Genomic DNA, 17509 nt, shown 5'->3' on the forward strand with positions numbered 1-17509 from the left:
TTTGCTTTTGGTACCGGGGACTGGATTCGAACCAGCACAAGCTTTCGCTCACTAGGACCTGAACCTAGCGCGTCTACCAATTCCGCCACCTCGGCGTGAACGGAATGATCTTTGATTAAGGAGTAGTTGTCAATGCCTGAAAACCAGGAGCCCGCCGCACTGAGTGAACGTGATCCCATGTTTGAGCGGGAGAAAGAAAAATACGAACGTCCCATCGTCAGTCGGGAATATATTCTCCAGTATCTGGAAGAAGCCGGCCAACCCCTGACCCTGGAAGACTTTTTTGCCGAACTGGAAATTGCCGAAGAAGACCAGGAAGCTCTGCGCAGACGTCTGCGGGCGATGGAAAGAGATGGTCAGCTGGTGCGTAATCGGCGTGGTGCCTATGGCATTATCGAGGCCATGGAGCTGATTCGGGGAAGTGTTAGTGCCCACCCCGACGGTTTCGGTTTTTTGATTCCCGAAGCGGGGGGCAAAGACCTGTTTTTATCACCCCGGGAAATGCGCAAGGTTTTTCATGGCGATATCATCCTGGGGCGGGCAGTGGGCGAAGATCGGCGCGGGCGCATCGAGGGTACCGTCGTGCGCATCCTGGAGCGCGCCCTGAAACAGATTGTAGGACGCTATTTCGCGGATGGCGGCAGTCATTATGTGGTACCCGAAGACCGCCGCATTTCCCATGAATTTGGCGTCGTGGAGGGGGCTGAGCTGGCCCCGGTCCATGGTCAGATAGTGACCCTGGAAATTACTCAGTACCCCGATGGGCGGAACATGCCCCAGGGCACTGTCGTCGAGATTCTCGGCGAGCATATGGCGCCGGGTATGGAAGTCGAAATTGCCGTTCGTAATTATGGTCTTCCCTACCAATGGCCCGAAGCCGTGCTTGCAGAAGCCGCGAATTTTTCCGAAGTCGTGCCCGAAGAGATGAAAGTCGATCGCCGGGATTTGCGCGACCTGCCCCTGGTCACCATCGACGGCGCCGATGCCAAGGATTTTGACGATGCGGTGTTTGCCGAGGATATTCCCGGCGGCTTTCGTCTGATTGTCGCCATTGCCGATGTGGCCAGTTATGTGCAGTCAGGCTCAGCCCTGGACAAAGAAGCAGTTGCCCGGGGAAATTCGGTGTATTTCCCGCGACGGGTTATCCCCATGTTGCCGGAAGTGCTTTCCAATGGCCTCTGTTCCCTGAATCCCCATGTGGACCGTCTGTGTATGCTCTGCGAAATGGAGATGAACAGCGCCGGTGAAGTCCAGCGTTTTCGTTTTGCCCGGGGAGTCATGCGTTCCCAGCGTCGCTTTACCTATGATGAGGTGGCTGCCATTCTCGATGGGGATGAGGCCCTGCGTGCTCAGGATGCAGCCATGGTGCCGCATCTGGAAGCATTGCATCGCCTCTACCAGAGTTTTGCCGGTGCCCGGGAAAGACGGGGTACCATCGAATTTGATTCCCAGGAAAGCCGCATCATTTACAATGACCAGTTGCGCATTGAAAAAATTGTCGCGGTGACCCGTAACGTCGCTCACCGCATCATTGAGGAGTGCATGCTGGCGGCCAATGTGTGTGCTGCCCAATATTTCCGGATTCACGAACTGCCCATGTTGTATCGGGTGCATCCGGAGCCCAATGCGGATAAACTGGAAGACTTGCGACGTTTTCTGGGAGAACTGGGCGTTCCCTTGCGACTACCGGAGCATCCGCGTAGTGCCGATCTTGCCAAGGTTATTGAAGAAACCCGCGAGCGCAGTGATGCCAGTCTGATTCAGACCGTGATTTTGCGCAGTCTGTCCCAGGCTTTTTATACCGTCGATACGGGTATGCATTTTGGTCTGGCTTTTCCCGCCTATACTCATTTCACCTCGCCCATCCGCCGTTATCCGGATCTGGTGGTGCATCGCGGTATTCAGGCGCTACTGGATGCCGGTAACCGTGAGCCACGCTGGCTGACCAAAAAAGAGCTGCAGGATTTGGGACAACATTGTTCCATGACCGAGCGGCGAGCTGATGAGGCCAGCCGTGAAGCGGTCAACTGGCTCAAATGTGAATTCATGATGGATAAAATCGGTGAATGTTATACGGGTATCATCACCGGCGTAACGGGGTTTGGTCTGTTTGTGGCCTTGCGGGATGTTTATGTGGAGGGCCTCATTCATATCAGTACCTTGGGAGAAGATTATTTCCATTTTGATGCCCAGCACTATCGCATTATCGGTGACCGTAGCAAGGAAACCTTCCAGTTGGGGGATGCCATTGAGGTTCGGGTGATGAATGTCAATCTCGATGATCGCAAAATCGACTTTGAAAGGGTGCAGCCTGAGGGCCAGGCGTCTGGGGGTAAATCCCGGCGTTCGCGCCGACCCAGAAAAGAGACTTCCTGATGCATGGGTCATTCTGAATAGGCACTTGATGGCGGGGCGTGTTTACGCGCGCAACGGCGCCAGGCAGATTGCGCTCTCAGCCATCGCTTTGCAAGTCATTTGGTGACTTCTGGACTTGCTGTGAAAACAGGGCTGTCGCTACATCACGGGGGTAGGTGAAAATGGCGGATAGCATGAGCAGGGTGGCCACGAAAAGAACAACTGTAAAAATTTCAAAGCTGACCTTAAGACCATAGCCGTCACTGCAATGCTGGAGATGACAATAGCTTTGTGAAAAGTGGGTGGAAACCCAGCCAAAGGCAAAGGGTGCTGCTGCTTCGAGGATGTAACGCAGGGAAATACGGATGCCTTCCGCCCGTCCCCACAGACGGGAGTGCATGATATCCAGGCGGGCCGCGTCGAGGGTAGGATTGGTGGCGCCCAATGCCGCTGATCCCATAAACAGCCAGATGAATTCCAGCACTTGTTGATTGGTGTGTAAGGCCAACAGGAAAAAGGGAATGGTGAGCAGGAAGGCAATTCCTGTGACCCATATTCTTGCGGTAATCAGTCCCTTGCGTAACAGAAAGTCAGCTATCCAGCCGCTGGCGACTACGCCACCGATGCCCCCTAATCCCGCGCCGACAAAAAGTGTGCTGGCGGCCATAGTGTTGATATGAAACCTTTGCGTCAGATATAAAATGCCAAAGGCCAACAGCCCGGTAAAATAAAAATAGCCTGCTGATGAGGCGGTAATCAATATCAGATTACTGGGAATGCCAAGAATGGTCCGGGCCGCTCGAAACCAGTGCCATCGGGTCGGATCTTCTGGCAGAATGCGTTTTTGCACAGGTTTGATAGATTTTTTTCTTATATCATCAACAAGATAGCGTTTTGTTTTGGGGTTGGGTCCGGAAGTGGCTGAAGCGTTTTTTGTGGATTTCCGGGTGAGTTCGGCGGCAAGCTTATTCATGTTGTCGCGTTCTGGTTCACGCATGCCTTTCCATAAAAAATAAGCCAGCAGAATGGCCATGGCGGCCAGAACCACAAAAACCATTCGCCAATTAGCCAAGGTATTGACGGTGCCAGCCAGGATCATTCCGATGCCAGCCCCCAGTAATTCCCCTCCGACAATCAGGCCGAAAGCTCGTCCACGCCAGGAAGGAGGAAATAAATCCCCGGAAATCGAAGCGATGATCGGGCCTACGGAGACGCCGGCTGCTCCCGCCAGCATTTGGGTAATCAGGAACCAGTCAAATCCGGGACTGATGCCACTGAAGAGCATGGCCAACGCCCATAACAAGATCAGTTTCGTCAGTAGCGGTACACGCTGGTGGCGGTCTCCGAGAATGCCTACAGGAAGGGCTGCGGCTGCCCCGGTGAGTATGGATGCTGTCGAAAGCAGACCATAGGCAATGTTACCAATGTGCAAGCTGCTTTCGAGCGATGGCGCTACAGTGCCCAGGGCGGCGAGATTCAAACTGGCCAGACCTTGAGTGAGCGCCAACAAAATGATGGCACGGGGTCTGGGGATGGTATTGAGCCAGTGTTTTTCCTGGTGGAGCAGAGTATGGATGAGTCGTAGAGGATTCAAATGCACATGATGGTGCGGCGAGCCGTCACTCCTAGGCACATCTTTCATGACAAATGCTGGGCCACGACATGGCTGAGTCGCGTCAGTAGCCGACTCATCGCCGCCGCTTGGGCCTCGGGACTTTTGGCAATATGATGTTGTTCAAACTGATTGCGTCCCTGCTTTTGAATATGGCCATCGGGCATGTGTTGAATGAACCAGTCAGCACGCAGGAGCACCTGGCCATCATTGCTGGGCAGGAAAGACTGGATATTGACGGTGACCAGCAGGTAAGGACCATGGGGCAGAGGATCCCCGGGCATAAGGACGTTTTTTTCCGGCAATTCACTCGCGAGATCCTGGGCCAATACTTTTTGTGCCATACCGCCCAAAGGGGCTGCCCAGCGAACATGATTCGCCACATCCAGGCGATGTTGGCCCTGTAGAGTGGTAAAATACATTCGATCAAGATCGGCAGGCATTTGCACATGCGCCACTAATATCGGTAATCCCTGCGCTTGCAATGTTTGTGGGACTGGTGCCGATGTTTGTGCGGACAGGGTCAAGTACTGGGTTGGGGTGGATGCGCAACCCGCTAAGGCAAGAATGCATCCCAGCAAGAGGATTTTTTTCTGCAAGTTCATCATGGTCTTTTCCCGAAAATCAGGGCATTGGGGTGACTGTTCAGATAATCGGTCAATTCCCGCAATGATTGGGCGGTACGTGATAATTCATAGAGAGCGCGGGGCAGGGTAGTGGACTCCGGATTATTGGCGGCGGCTCCGCGGTTTTGTAAGAGAGCGTTGCCAGATTTTAGAGCAGCATCAGCCTCCTTGCTGGCACTTTGCAGGGATTTCAGAATAGCGGGCAGATCATTATTGGCCGTCTTGCTCAACTGGTCCAGATGCGCCATGGTCTGCTGCACATGCTGCAAGGTTTTGCGGGTTTCCGGAGAACTACTCAAGGCCGACAAATTGTGGGTAAGCATATCCAGGTTGCCCGCAATCTGTTGGAGAGGCAGCGCATTGATTTTCTTTAAAATACCATTTATCTGATGGATGGTATCCTGAATTCCTGCGGATTCGACCATGGGAATCTGCGGAGGATGTCCCGGCATTAAATGCGCAGCTTTAGCCTGGGGAACCATATTGAGATCAATGACCTTGGCACCGAGCAATGGCACATTACTGCCCAGTTGGGCACGGAGACCCTGCGCAATCAGGTGGCTTAATAGGCCATTCATCTGCGCTTCGGGGTGAGCCATGTTCCAGTGTTGACCATGACTGAGAGGGATAGCCTCTGGATTGATTTGAATCTGGATGTTGGTCAATAGTGCCTGTCTATCCGCATCAAAGAACATATGAACGGCGCTGACGCTACCGATTCGAGCGCCTTCCAGCATGACTGCAGCGCCGGTTTTGAGCCCCTGTGGGCCGCCAGGCATCTGCATCTGATAGGTGACGGCATTCTCCAGAGGCGCATTTTTTGCGTCGCTGGCACTGGGATACAAGGGAAAAGTTTCATTATCCTGCAACTTGGCGCCATTTTTAGGCGTGGAAAAGCTGATCGCGCCACTCAGCAAGGCCGGAATGGCAGGGACATGCACCCCGGGATGGGCCCCGAAAAGACTGATAGCAATATTACCCGAGCTCCAGAAGCGGCTATGGGAGTTGGCCAGATGCAGAGACTGCTCGGGGAGAAAGGCATAAATATCGAAACCTTCCCCATTTTTTTGCAGGGTTTCGCCACGGACTTCACCCACCTGTTCGCCTTTGTAGAGAATGGGTGCTCCACGAGAAATGTTCCCTTTTTCCGGGGCATGCAAAATGAGCGTAACGCCTTTGGATTCACTTTTCAGTACGGGTTCCTGATGCAAGCCCATGACATGATGCACCGTGCGGCCAGGATGAGGATCAATGCCAATATAGGGACCTGCGATGAGGGATTTCAGGGAGCTCAAATTGGTGAAGCTGACTTTTTCACCGGCAATCCAGTACCGAGTGCCTTTACCCAAATGGTGGGCCATATAGTTATCAAAACGAATGGTCACCGAAATTTGACCTAAGGACTGGGAGAGCTTGACCGCAGTCACATGCCCGACTGTGACCCCACGATATTTCACGACGGTATGATCGGCCTTGATACCCCCCATAGTGGGAAACTGCACGGTCACCGAAGGACCTTGGTTCACGTAGGTTTTTAATGCCAACCAGGCGACAATGGCGAGAGCGGCAACCGGTACTGCCCAGATCAGTCCGGGCCAGCGAGAGCGACGTATTTGCGCTGTCGGCAAAGGATTATTCATGGGACTCCTGAAGAGATGCGGCCCAAAGTGCGCGTGGATCAAATATTTCTGTCGCAATCATGGTCAGAACGACCACCGCCAGAAAGGCCGGAAGGGCGTCTCCGACATAGACGGCAAGCAGTCCGGATAAATGCATCAAAGGTAAAAATACGGTTACCGTGAATACGTCCACATGGGACCAGCGCCCGATGGTTTTGATGAGACGATAGATTTGCGTTTTCAGGCGCAGACGTTTCACAGAATGAATGTGCACAGAAATGAAAAACCAGCTCAGAGAAAAAAGTTTCAGGAATGGTATCACAATGCTGGCCATGAAAATGATGCCGGCAAAGAGGAGAAAATGCGCATCAACGAGTTTCATGACGCCCGTCATGATGGTATATCCTTCCATTTTGCCAATCTGATAGTTGTATTCCATGGGAAAAAGATAAGCAAAGGGATAACAAAAAAAGCCGGCGAGTGCAAAAGCGAGAGTCCGCATCGTGGCCTGGGGCTTATAGCGCCAGATTTTAGCCGCACATCGAGGACAGCTTTGGCCTTCCCGGTGCGCATGAACGGGCATTCCGCAATGGCCGCAACCAATGTACTTCTGGTCGGGATCCAGCGATTCCATGTTGGGGCCAATCCGGCGCCATATTTCCCGTCTCTCCAAAGTGGCTCTGGTCAACATGCTGAGAAAAGCCAGTCCGACCACGCACCAGCCCCCGATACCTACCTCAATAGGCAAGAAGGGGGCAACCCGCTCGTAGCCGATACCAAAACCGATCAGAAATACATCCAGCATGGCCCATTGATCAAGCCACTCTGACCAGCGAAACATTCTGCCCAGCCAGTGCGGATGATGCCCGGTATCCAGCTCAAGCAATACCACAGCCAGGGTGGTGAAACGAAAAAAGGGAAGAATCAGTAACTCCAATGCCAGAATGATGGCCACCAGAGGCCAGCCTTGGGCCGCAACCCCCCAGATGCCGGAAGCGAGTATGCTTTGATGGTGGACACCAAAAATATCCACCGACAGTAAGGGCAGAAAATTGGCGGGTATCAGCAAAAAAAGCGCCGATAAAGTCATGGCCAGAGCCGCATTGATGCTGCGTCCGGAGGTGCGTTCTAGGACATGACCACAGCGCGGACAGGCAAGCTTGCCATGATGGTGTAACGACGGTAACTGCTGGATAAGACCACAATCCGGACAGACCTCAACCCCGTGAGGAGGGTCTTTCGCGGCATCAGGGACCCCAATCAGCGTGGTATCCAGTGACATGTATAATAGATCTCTCTTTCATCCGGGAAAGCCGGGTAGATTGGCTTCCGTATTTCAAGCTGTTTTTATGAGTCTAGCAGAAAAATGGCCCAGTGGGACTGCTGACGCGGTATCGTTCTGGTGAATACTGACAGCCTATCGGGTTATCGCAACAACTTTTCAGCTGTCCGGATAACGGCGCATGGCAGAGCTAATTGCCTGCAGAACGATCTCGCCTTGACATTGTAATGGATACAGATCTATCAATGGCTTGCTGCTCAGCAACTGTGTCAGTTCTTCAAGCATTTCATGATAATGGTGATGGGCTGCCGCAAACTCGCTGAGATCCATGTGCTTCAAGTGATGGAGGCTTTGCTGAATGGGGCAATGCGCATTATCCCAGGGGGCGAGCTGCACAAACCAATGTGGATTGTTTATCAATAAGGTGCTGATGGTTTTTTGATGATCAATGACTTGGGCATATAATTGCAGCAGATCAAATCTTCTCGCTATGGGTTCTGGCACAAAAAGTGGGCAACGGGCCATCCAGTCCGGTAAATCGCTGGCCCACATGGGGAGGGCTACGGCATAGCCTTGCAGCATGGGCGCTTGCATCAGTCGCAATACATTGAGAATACTCTGATTTTCGACGCCTTCGACAATGATTTCTACTCCCTGCGAATTGCCGATATCAAGCATCGCCCGAAGAAAATGGAGATCATTGGGGTTTTTACCCAGATTACGCACAAATGCCTGATCAATTTTGATTTCGTCGACAGGTAATTCTTTGAGATACAATAAAGAAGCGTAGCCAGCGCCGACATCATCCAGACCAATACGATAACCCTGCTTTTGTAAGCTACGGATAGATTCTGCGCTGAACTCCAGTGACCGGAGTTCTTCACTCTCGAGAATTTCCAGAATCAGACTTTGCGGTGGTACAGCACAGGCTGCCAATAGTTTCTGCAGGCGTTCCAGTGCCAGTGAATGCGTTAGAAAACTGGGCAGAATATTCAGGGATACCCAAAGATCAATGCCATTTTTCTTCCAGGATTGCCAGTCTTCGGCAATCTGGGTGAGTACCAGTTGGGTCAGTCGCCATTGATCCTCAGGCTCAAGAAATGGCAAAAACTCTCCCGGAGAAATCGCTTCAGCTTTGCTGTTAAGTCTTGCCAGCGCTTCAACACCGACAATGCGCTCCTGTCGCAAATCATGGACGGGCTGGTATTGAAGGACCATTTTCCCTTCATGCAGCAGGGTTTGAATGCGTAGATGTTCAGCTTTTTGCGATTCTGCAAAAGCACACCAAAACTGGTCGCGACGGGATTTGTTTTGTTTGCTCTGGTAAAGCGCGTGATCCGCTTTTCGCAGCAGCAGGTCGGCATCGCTATCATCGTATTCGGAAAGGGGATAAAAGGTTATACCAGCACTGATCCCGACATGAATACCGGGTAAGTCACCGAGAAAATAAGGCGCTGCGAGTTTTTCCCGGATTTTTTCCATAATCGGAGATATTTGCTCTGGCTTTTGCAGGTTGTCCCAAACCAAGACAAATTCATCCCCGCCCAGACGGGCCAGATAGTCACTCTGCCGCAGTCCTTGTTGCAAGCGCTTGGCCACGGCTTGTAAAAGGAGATCTCCGCTGGCATGACCAAACTGATCGTTGATGGGCTTGAAATCATCCAGATCCAGCATGGCTACTGCCAGCATCCGGTCATTTCGCCGTGCTCTGGTCATGGCAGGATGTAAAAACTCCGTAAAGCCCCTTCGGTTGGCGAGTCCTGTCAGTGCGTCATGACGGGCGAGATGGCTTTGTCGCAGCCTTTCATCCATCAGTTCTCCTTTCAGGTGAATTTCATCAAGACCATGACCTACAAGCAGAGCGATCTGTTGCAGTACCTCGATGATTTCGCTATTGAACAGATCGGGGCGAGGGCCGATGACGTTGAGCATGGCCCAGCAGTTTTGCTGATGGTAGATAGGAAAAGTGGCTGCAGAGCGCCACTGATGCTCCTCGGCTTCCTGGTACCAGTCGGCATGAGGGCCAAGCACTTTGAGGTAATCCTGAATAACCCGATGCTCCCGCATGCGCCAGGCCTGGGATGTCAGAGACTGACCGTCGGGGATGTCTTCCGGATGAATGGTCCAGCGTCTTTTCAATATCCAGTCGACATGGTGCCCCGCAAGTGCCAAGGCCTGGAATACCCCCTCTGTATTGGGACGTATGATAAAAGCGGCATTGAAAAGACCACTTTGGATGAGTGCATCACAAATTTGTTGCAACATTTGTGATGCATCCCGCGCCTGCAGGGCAATATCTCCGCTGACCAGCATGGTTTTCTGCAATATCCGGGCGTCTTCCAGTTGGCGGACGACCTGACGCTGGCGCAGAAATGCCGCTAAATCTTCACTCAAGCGTTCCAGAAGTTCGATAATGGCGGTGGGGAAAACCATATCATCATAACGGTACAAAGCGATGACTCCGCGTCGCCCATCAGCCCATGAAAAGGGGGTGTAAATGCTTCCGCCCATCCGATGCTTTTTGATGAGCTCCTGCCAGGGAGTAAAAAGGGGGTCATTCGCGCCAAAAAGTAGGGTGCGGTTTTCCATGATGGCGCGACCCGAAGGCGATTGAGGTATCTCATCGCTGGGCCAACAATACAGCTGCAGTTGGCTGAGTGGCCCGGCCAGTTCTCCAGCCTTTGCCGCCAATTCAATACGTCCGCTTTGTTCGTCTACAACGCCAATCCAGGCGGCGGCCAGGCGCATTCTTTCTACCAGTATGTTACAGAAGCGGTCCAGCACCCTGGGAAGTTCTTGTGTTTCTATGGCTGCGAAAAGACGGTTCACTTCGGTGACCGACTGCAGAAAAGCGTCTCTGACTTGTAATTCGCGATTACGTGTCTGGAGGTCCTGGGAGCGACTGAACACTCTTTGTTCTAGATTACGATTGGCTATTTCCAGTGCTTGAGTGGCATGACTGCGTTCATACATCATGGCAGCAGCAATCAGGCCGATGCTTTCCAGCAGGAGGCCAACTATTTGCGCCATGGTTTCGGGATAAAGCATCCGACTATGCTCATAAGGTCCATAACCCATACTGGTACCCAGCAGGGCCAGCAGGTAGGCTAAACTAGCCAAGGGATATACCAGTTTTGCCGGATAATTGGCCAGTAACCACAGGAAAGGCAGGATCAGCAGGAAAACGGCGCCCATCGCCAGGTTTCCTGTTGAATAGTTCATAAAAAACAGCAGTACAATGGCAGTGAGCGCTGCCGATGCCAGTAGCAGAAAACGGTAGTCCAAGGTGCTTCTTTGCAGGCGATTCCCGTGCAGCAATATCAAGAGTAAAGCGGTTACGTTAAGAATGGCTCCCGCGTTGGCCATGGCCCAGAATAGAATGAGATGAGGTATGCTGGCGCTGACCACGCTGGCCGCGTTGGTCAATAACCAGCCGCCTGCTCCGGTCAGGACAGCAGTCAGCAGGGAGGGTATTGCCACAAAAAGGAGAAGATAAGCGATAGTCTGTCGAATACTTTGTAAGCCGGCCCAGTCCGGGCTGAAACGCCGGAGCAGCACACGGCCCAGCCAGGCGCCGAGAACCTCGCTGCAGGCAAACCAGGTGGCTACATCTGCATGAAGATGGGTAAATAAATAGCCGCCCAGCCATGCCGCAATCCAAAGACCCGGTATGACCCGTGGTCCCCAGACCAGCAATCCGTAGGCGGTGACACCGGCAGCCGGCCAGATCGGCCAGAAAGGTCCTGCCAGGGAATGCCTGAAAAGCAGGTCCGCGAAAATCGTGAACAGGACATGCCCGAGTAAAAGCCCAATATTGAGGCCAATAATTTGTCGAAGGCTTAAACTGATGCCTCGGGGAGGGAGCTGAATGGCTGCAAAATATTTCACATCGTTGCCGTGATGTGGCTGGCCATTAGGCTGAGGATATCGGCGGTCAGATGGTCGTAGAATTCCAGATTGTATTCGTGGGAGAGTTGTCTTTCACTGATGTCGGTAATGACTTGTTGTAATTGTTCGCGCTTGCCACGCAGGCTAGGTATGGTATCCAGTAATGGATAAAGGGGACAAGACAGGTTATCACAAGTCATCTGTACATTAATGCTTTGTGGCATGCTTTGCAGAACAGCACGCAATCCTTTGGCGAGCACAAGAAAGCGCGCAAAGGCCACCAGCAGGCTGCTTTCATTAGACTGAATAGGTAATTTCTGACTCAGGAATCGTTGGCTGATATCGTGGGCGGTAATGGGACGACTGAGGACGTAGCCCTGGACATAACGAATCCCCAAGGCCGATACCGCAGCCAGAACTTCGTTGTTTTCGATACCTTCTACTATTAGCTCTACACCCAGGCCATTGGCCATTTCCAGCATACTGGCCAGAAAATGCAGATCTCGAGGACGGCTTTCCAGGTGGCGACTGAAGGCCTGGTCCAACTTGACAGCATCAAAAGGATAGTCCTTGAGGCGTAGAAGGCTAGCGTAGGCCGTGCCCAGGTCATCCAGAGAAATCCTCACGCCCAAGGCCTTGAGGCGACCCAGTTGCACTTTGGCAGAGGCATAATCCAGAAATTCATCCCCTTCCAGTACTTCGATAAATAGTTGTTCTGGAGCCATCTGGTAGCGATTTAATATGTTTTCAATAAACAGGATGACTTCTTCGAGCAACAGGTCCTGAGGCTCAAAATTGACGGCAATAGCTACGGTCTGACCACTATCCTGCCATAGACGCCATTGTAGGGCTGCCTGTTCCAGCACCTGACAACTGAGGGCGCGGCGGTCTTCCGCGTTGAGCCATGGAAGAAATTCTCCAGTTTCAAGAATTTTGCCATTTTCTACCAGACGGGCCAGCGCCTCCACTTTAAAGATGCGGCCGCTGGGGATATGGATGATCGGCTGATAAAAGGTAATGACATGCTGGTCGAGTAGTGCATGATAATGCTGGCGTCGGGCGATGAGTTGCGGTGTATTGGGGTCATAAATGGAAGAAGGATCATATAAGGTGTAAAACTGCGCTTTTTGGTCTTTTTGGCGCTTGGCCTGATGCAGGGCCAGGTCGGCATGATGAATGATTTCCCGGGGCTTGACATCGTCCAGAGGATAAACGGTCACGCCGATACTGACCTGAATCGTTAAATTTTGTTGATTGATGCTGAAGCTCTGGTCTAAGGACTGACGAATGCGTTCCATGATCACTTCCAGATCGGCCCAACGCTCCATGTCTTCAAAAAGCAAGACAAACTCATCACTACTCATGCGCAGCAGCATGTCTTCCTTGCGCAAGTTTTTTTGGAGACGTTGGCTGAATTCCACCAGGACCTGATCACCACCCAGCCTGCCAAGCTGACCATTAATGTCCTTGAAATTGTCGATATCCAGCATGGCGACGCCCAATAGTCGCTGATGATGATCGGCATGATCCAGGGCACGCTCCAGGCGCTCATCCAACTCCATGCGGTTATACAATCCGGTCAGAGGATCGCGTCGTGACTGGCGCTGCAGGCTCATGATCATATCGCCCATATAGGCGAATGCCGAAAAAAAATCGGTGCCAACGCGCGCAAAATAACCGGGCTCACTGCTGCCGACTACACCCAGGGCCTTTTGTTCTTCAATCCCAAAAGGCACGATAATGATTTCTGCCAGTTGCGGGCGCAAAGCTTGAAGCCACTCGGGACAATCTGGATTATCCAGAGCATAGGTGAGCGTTGTATTATTGTTCAGTGCCTGATAACAAGGGTCTTGAGGCTCTTCGGTGATGTAGGGACGTTGTTGAATCCCGAATTCCTGATAAGGGAGTAGAGGTCGTCCGTTGATCGGGAAGGCATACCAGGCCCATTGCAGATTGAGGTTGTGATCGAGAAGGCTCTGGCAGAGGGCATTGAGAAAGCCGTAAGCGCCGGCATCAGCAGGTACGGCACTCAAAGCCTGCAGCATAGAAGAGAATAGTGTGGCTCTGTCACGCTCTATGACGGAATTATTTTCTTTTTGATGAGACACGATTGGCTTCTGCCGTGATGAATTAATATAATTTATATAGGATAACTTGCCAGGAAGGCAAGGTCTTCACGTCGTATTATTACATAAGTAAAGTCTTAATTTAAGCTGTTCATCTGAACCAGAGGCTATCCCAGCCACGCTGGGCAGCAAGGCCTATTTTTTGTGTGAGATTTTTGGGTCGTTGATAGCTGATCTGCAGCAGTTTCCCATCTTGCGCTGCATCCACAATGATCTCGTCGCTGGTGGCCAATTGATCTACCAAACCTAATTGCAAGGCCTTGCTACCCAGCCAGGCTTCGCCGGTAGCAACCTTCTCCAGATCCAGCTGTGGCCGATATTGTTCCACAAATTCACGGAACAGGGCATGAGTTTCTTCCAGTTCCTCACGCAACTTGGCGCGGCCGCTGTCGGTGTTTTCGCCAAACAGTGTTACCGTACGCTTGAATTTACCTGCAGTGAACTGCTCAAAATCAATATTGCGCTCCTGCAGCCAGCGATGAAAATTAGGAATCTGCGCCACCACGCCTATAGAGCCCAGCAGGGCAAAAGGGCTGGCCACAATCCGGTCTGCGGTGACGGCCATCATGTACCCACCACTGGCAGCGACAGCATCCACCAGCACCGTACAATGTATTTTGGCGGCACGCAGGCGCAGCAGTTGGGCTGCCGCCAGGCCGTAGGTGTTGACCATGCCCCCGCCACTTTCAAGGCGGATCAGCACCGCATCACCAGGTTGGGCGGCTTGAAGGATGGCGGTGATTTCCTCACGCAGAGTACTCACCGCCGAGGCCCGGATATCTCCCTTGAAGTCCAACAGATAGGTGCATTTTTCAGTTTCTTTATTCTGGGCTTTGTGCGCTTTTTTGAGCGCCTTTTGCTGCGCTTTGCGGGCTTTTTTATCGAGGCGCAGGGCTTCAATGTGTGCGCCTGACTGTTCGATCTGGCGGCGCAGATCAGTCACCTGTACCTGGCCTGCTGGCGTAGGTTTGCGCTTGCTGAGGGCAATGGCGGCAATGCCTCCGGCGACGATCAGGATAGCGACCACAATGGTGGCGGTTTCGGCGAGAAAGGTCAGGTAGTGACTCAAGAAATTTTCCATGGGCAGACTATATACCAGATGGATGCAGGTCCAAAAGGCGGCGAGATGTCCCCCATGAAATAATTTGTCGGGTACTGGCATGCGGATGCTTTCGGTTGAAGCCCAGGGCCTGCGGGCGTTATCATTTGCAATCTACGCTAATGGAATTCTCGAATGATTCATGTGAAATTTTTTGCCAGCGTCCGCGAGCGCGTCGGGATGGCGGAAATGCAGTTGCCCTGTCCGCCCGGGGATTTTTCGGTGGAAGAGGTGTTGACTATGGTGGAGGGGCAGGCTGGAACGGAGTTGCGTGACGTGCACTTACTGGCTTCTCTCAATCAGCAGCATGTGCCTTTTACCGCTCCCGTTCAGGATGATGACGAAGTGGCATTTTTCCCTCCAGTAACAGGAGGTTGAGAGTGATTGTTAAAGTTCAGGAAGAAGATTTTGATGTTTCGGCCGAGTGCGCCGGAATGACTGAATCGAAGGGGGCCGGAGCGCTGGTGACTTTTATCGGTACAGTGCGGGATTACAGTGATGCCAGCGACATTCTCTCTCTGGATATTGAGCACTATCCGGGGATGACGGAAAAAGAACTGGAGCGGGTCAGCCGCGAAGCTGCGCAACAGTATGACATTCTCGATAGTTTGATTATTCATCGTTACGGCGTATTGCAGCCGGAGGATAAGATTGTGCTGGTGGCAGTCTGGTCCCGGCATCGTGCTACCGCCTTTGATGCCTGTCGTTTTTTGATTGATGTGCTCAAAAGCAGTGCGCCGTTCTGGAAAAAGGAAATTACGCCCCAGGGATCGCGCTGGGTGACGGATTGTCCGGGTTGCCGGGCGGGAAGTCGCGAGGGGCACAGCCATGCGCCTCATGCCGCTCCGCACCTACTCCATTCGCGTTGAATTTATCCAGAAGCAGATCAGTAAAGGAACTCTTTTATGCCAAGTTTTGATGTGGTTTCTGAAGTGGATATGCAGGAAGTGGACAATGCCTTGCATACTACCCAGAAAGAAATTACCACCCGCTATGATTTCAAGGGCAGCAAGGCGTCTATTGAACGAAAAGACAAAGAAATCATTCTGATCGCCGAAGATGAATATAAACTGGGGCAGATGATTGATCTGTTTTCAGCCCGGCTGGTCAAACGTGGTGTGGATCTGAAAGCCCTGGATGTCGGTAAATGTGCTGCCGCAGCAGGGGGCATGGAACGTCAGGTGCTCACCCTGAAAGTGGGGCTGGAAACGGAAGTTTCCAAACGCATGATCAAGCATCTCAAGGATGGCAAATTCAAGGCCCAGGGTAGTATCCAGGGTGACCAGCTCCGAGTTTCCGGAAAAAGTCGCGACGAATTGCAGGCGGCTATTGCCGCTTTGCGCGCCAAGGATTTTGGTCTACCCCTGCAATTCAATAATTTTCGCGACTGAAGGCAGATACCCATGAGCAAACAGACTGCGCTCTACCTGTGGCATCTGGCCCACGGTGCCCGTATGGTGGATTTCGCCGGATGGCAAATGCCGTTGCAATACGCGTCCCAACTGGCGGAACATAAAGCTGTTCGTGAGACTGCCGGTTTTTTTGATGTTTCCCACATGCGGCCATTGGATATCGAAGGTGAAGATGCCCGCCGCCTGCTGCGTTATGCCCTGGCCAACGATGTGGCCAAACTCGACGCGCATCCGGGGAAAGCCCTGTACAGCACCTTGTTACAGGCGGACGGCGGCATCCTCGATGATTTGATTATTTATCATTGGGCTGCGAATGCCTACCGGATTGTCCTCAATGCGGCGGGAGCCGAAGCCGATACAGCACATTTTCAGCGACTGATAGACCAGCATGCCTGGCAGGTGACGCTGCAAAAACGCCCTGATCTGGGTATTCTCGCCGTGCAGGGCCCCAAAGCGCGGTCAATAGTGGCTGACCTGCTGCAACTCCCAGACCTGCAGAGCATGAAAACCTTCACGGCGCTGGAAGCAAATGATTATTTCATTGGTCGTACCGGTTATACCGGTGAAGACGGGGTAGAGATCATCACCGCCAATACCCTGATGCCTGCCTTGGCGGAGCGTCTGCTCGCGGCCGGAATAATCCCGGCGGGCCTCGCCGCCAGAGACAGCCTGCGCCTGGAAGCGGGCCTGGATTTATATGGTCAGGATATGGATACCCAGGTCTCCCCCTACGCCAGCAATCTTGCCTGGACGGTGGATTTGCGGGATCCGGAACGGAATTTTCTCGGCCGCAGCGCACTGGAAGCTGAAACCGCACGCGGCGATGGTCCACGGCTGATCGGCATAGCCTTGCCCGCTGGTATTCCCCGCCATGGCTACGGGCTGGAAGATGGGGCCGGAGAGCCTTGCGGGGAAGTCACCAGTGGCATCTTTTCGCCGAGTTTGCAGTGCGGTATTGCCCTGGCGCGGGTCAATGCGCCGATAGAACCGGGAAGTATCCTGCAGTTAGTCATTCGTGGCGCTCGCAAGCCAGCCTTGGTGGTCAAGCCGCCTTTCTGGCGTCAGGGCGCCGCTACTTTTTCCTTTGCTGAGGAGTGTTGAGGGCATGAGTAAAATTCCGGAATCATTACGTTATAGCGACACCCACGAGTGGGTCGAAGATTTGGGCGGGGGACGTTACCGGATGGGCATTACCGATCATGCCCAGGAGTTGCTGGGTGATCTGGTCTATGCCGAGGTGCCCGAAATCGGTAAAACCGTCAAGGCCGGGACGGTTTGCGGCGTGCTGGAATCAGTCAAGGCCGCAGCCGACTTGTATTCACCCATTGACGGCAAGGTGCTGGAACGCAATGAAGGGCTCAGTGACAATCCTCAGTGGCTCAATGAGGATCCCTATGGGCAAGGCTGGATCATGGTGGTCAGTGCCGATGCGGCTGCTTTTGACAAATTATTGGATGCGGCGGCTTACAGCGCTATCGAGGGAGCTTAAG

At 52.7% G+C, this 17509-nt stretch carries 13 protein-coding genes and 1 tRNA gene; 6 read left to right on the forward strand and 8 right to left on the reverse strand.

Annotated elements, in window-relative coordinates; all coding sequences use genetic code 11:
* Positions 1 to 8: 8 nt before the first annotated feature.
* Positions 9 to 95, reverse strand: a tRNA-Leu gene (locus B1757_RS11785).
* Between the two features lie 37 nt (positions 96 to 132).
* Here B1757_RS11785 and rnr point away from each other — a divergent pair.
* The gene (gene rnr, locus B1757_RS11790) at positions 133 to 2376 is read left to right on the forward strand and encodes a ribonuclease R (protein WP_101538491.1); all 2244 of its coding nucleotides are present in this window, start codon (positions 133 to 135) and stop codon (positions 2374 to 2376) included.
* 76 nt (positions 2377 to 2452) lie between these two features.
* On the opposite strand, the gene B1757_RS11795 is transcribed toward rnr, so the two are convergent.
* The 7 genes from B1757_RS11795 to sohB form a co-directional block, all read right to left on the reverse strand.
* Positions 2453 to 3997, reverse strand: a complete 1545-nt coding sequence (locus B1757_RS11795) for an MFS transporter (RefSeq protein ID WP_101538492.1) — start codon at positions 3995 to 3997, stop codon at positions 2453 to 2455.
* Positions 3994 to 4575 carry a PqiC family protein gene (locus B1757_RS11800; protein ID WP_253253836.1) on the reverse strand — a complete coding sequence of 194 codons (582 nt, stop codon included), beginning with the start codon at positions 4573 to 4575 and terminating at the stop codon, positions 3994 to 3996. The genes B1757_RS11795 and B1757_RS11800 overlap by 4 nt, the downstream gene beginning before the upstream one ends.
* Entirely contained in the window at positions 4572 to 6233 is a 1662-nt protein-coding gene (locus B1757_RS11805; protein ID WP_101538493.1) for a PqiB family protein, read from the reverse strand. Before B1757_RS11805 ends, B1757_RS11800 begins: the two co-directional genes overlap by 4 nt.
* On the reverse strand, positions 6226 to 7494 hold the full coding sequence (locus B1757_RS11810) for a paraquat-inducible protein A (protein ID WP_101538494.1): 1269 nt from the start codon (positions 7492 to 7494) through the stop codon (positions 6226 to 6228). Before B1757_RS11810 ends, B1757_RS11805 begins: the two co-directional genes overlap by 8 nt.
* A 159-nt stretch (positions 7495 to 7653) precedes the next feature.
* Positions 7654 to 11382, reverse strand: coding sequence for a bifunctional diguanylate cyclase/phosphodiesterase (locus B1757_RS11815; protein ID WP_101538495.1), 3729 nt, complete (start codon positions 11380 to 11382; stop codon positions 7654 to 7656).
* The gene (locus B1757_RS11820; protein ID WP_143484258.1) at positions 11379 to 13490 is read right to left on the reverse strand and encodes a putative bifunctional diguanylate cyclase/phosphodiesterase; all 2112 of its coding nucleotides are present in this window, start codon (positions 13488 to 13490) and stop codon (positions 11379 to 11381) included. Before B1757_RS11820 ends, B1757_RS11815 begins: the two co-directional genes overlap by 4 nt.
* Before the next feature lie 109 nt (positions 13491 to 13599).
* Positions 13600 to 14577 (reverse strand): protease SohB, encoded by a 978-nt coding sequence (sohB, locus tag B1757_RS11825; protein WP_253253837.1) that lies wholly within the window; start codon positions 14575 to 14577, stop codon positions 13600 to 13602.
* A 165-nt stretch (positions 14578 to 14742) separates the two neighbouring features.
* On the opposite strand from sohB, the gene B1757_RS11830 reads away from it, so the two are divergent.
* Genes B1757_RS11830 through gcvH form a run of 5 tightly spaced genes read left to right on the forward strand, consistent with a single transcriptional unit; the run spans position 14743 to position 17508 of the window.
* Positions 14743 to 14985 carry a MoaD/ThiS family protein gene (locus B1757_RS11830; protein WP_101538497.1) on the forward strand — a complete coding sequence of 81 codons (243 nt, stop codon included), beginning with the start codon at positions 14743 to 14745 and terminating at the stop codon, positions 14983 to 14985.
* 2 nt (positions 14986 to 14987) lie between these two features.
* Positions 14988 to 15476, forward strand: coding sequence for a molybdenum cofactor biosynthesis protein MoaE (locus B1757_RS11835; RefSeq protein WP_101538498.1), 489 nt, complete (start codon positions 14988 to 14990; stop codon positions 15474 to 15476).
* Positions 15477 to 15512: 36 nt separating this feature from the next.
* Positions 15513 to 15998 carry a YajQ family cyclic di-GMP-binding protein gene (locus B1757_RS11840; protein ID WP_101538499.1) on the forward strand — a complete coding sequence of 162 codons (486 nt, stop codon included), beginning with the start codon at positions 15513 to 15515 and terminating at the stop codon, positions 15996 to 15998.
* A 12-nt stretch (positions 15999 to 16010) separates the two neighbouring features.
* Positions 16011 to 17120 (forward strand): glycine cleavage system aminomethyltransferase GcvT, encoded by a 1110-nt coding sequence (gcvT, locus tag B1757_RS11845; RefSeq protein ID WP_101538500.1) that lies wholly within the window; start codon positions 16011 to 16013, stop codon positions 17118 to 17120.
* Between the two features lie 4 nt (positions 17121 to 17124).
* Positions 17125 to 17508, forward strand: coding sequence for a glycine cleavage system protein GcvH (gene gcvH, locus B1757_RS11850; RefSeq protein ID WP_101538501.1), 384 nt, complete (start codon positions 17125 to 17127; stop codon positions 17506 to 17508).
* The last annotated feature ends 1 nt before the right edge of the window (position 17509 follow it).

It is taken from the genome of Acidithiobacillus marinus, from assembly GCF_002847505.1.
GTDB classification, from domain to species: Bacteria; Pseudomonadota; Gammaproteobacteria; order Acidithiobacillales; family Acidithiobacillaceae; genus Acidithiobacillus; species Acidithiobacillus marinus.

What these genes read in the sequence shown, in the direction of transcription:
- rnr (WP_101538491.1), top strand. Translation starts at nt 133, where the DNA reads ATGCCTGAAAACCAGGAGCCCGCCGCACTGAGTGAACGTGATCCCATG.
- B1757_RS11805 (WP_101538493.1), bottom strand. Translation starts at nt 6,233, where the DNA reads ATGAATAATCCTTTGCCGACAGCGCAAATACGTCGCTCTCGCTGGCCC.
- B1757_RS11810 (WP_101538494.1), bottom strand. Translation starts at nt 7,494, where the DNA reads ATGTCACTGGATACCACGCTGATTGGGGTCCCTGATGCCGCGAAAGAC.
- B1757_RS11830 (WP_101538497.1), top strand. Translation starts at nt 14,743, where the DNA reads ATGATTCATGTGAAATTTTTTGCCAGCGTCCGCGAGCGCGTCGGGATG.
- gcvH (WP_101538501.1), top strand. Translation starts at nt 17,125, where the DNA reads ATGAGTAAAATTCCGGAATCATTACGTTATAGCGACACCCACGAGTGG.
- B1757_RS11795 (WP_101538492.1), bottom strand. Translation starts at nt 3,997, where the DNA reads ATGAAAGATGTGCCTAGGAGTGACGGCTCGCCGCACCATCATGTGCAT.
- B1757_RS11840 (WP_101538499.1), top strand. Translation starts at nt 15,513, where the DNA reads ATGCCAAGTTTTGATGTGGTTTCTGAAGTGGATATGCAGGAAGTGGAC.
- gcvT (WP_101538500.1), top strand. Translation starts at nt 16,011, where the DNA reads ATGAGCAAACAGACTGCGCTCTACCTGTGGCATCTGGCCCACGGTGCC.
- B1757_RS11800 (WP_253253836.1), bottom strand. Translation starts at nt 4,575, where the DNA reads ATGATGAACTTGCAGAAAAAAATCCTCTTGCTGGGATGCATTCTTGCC.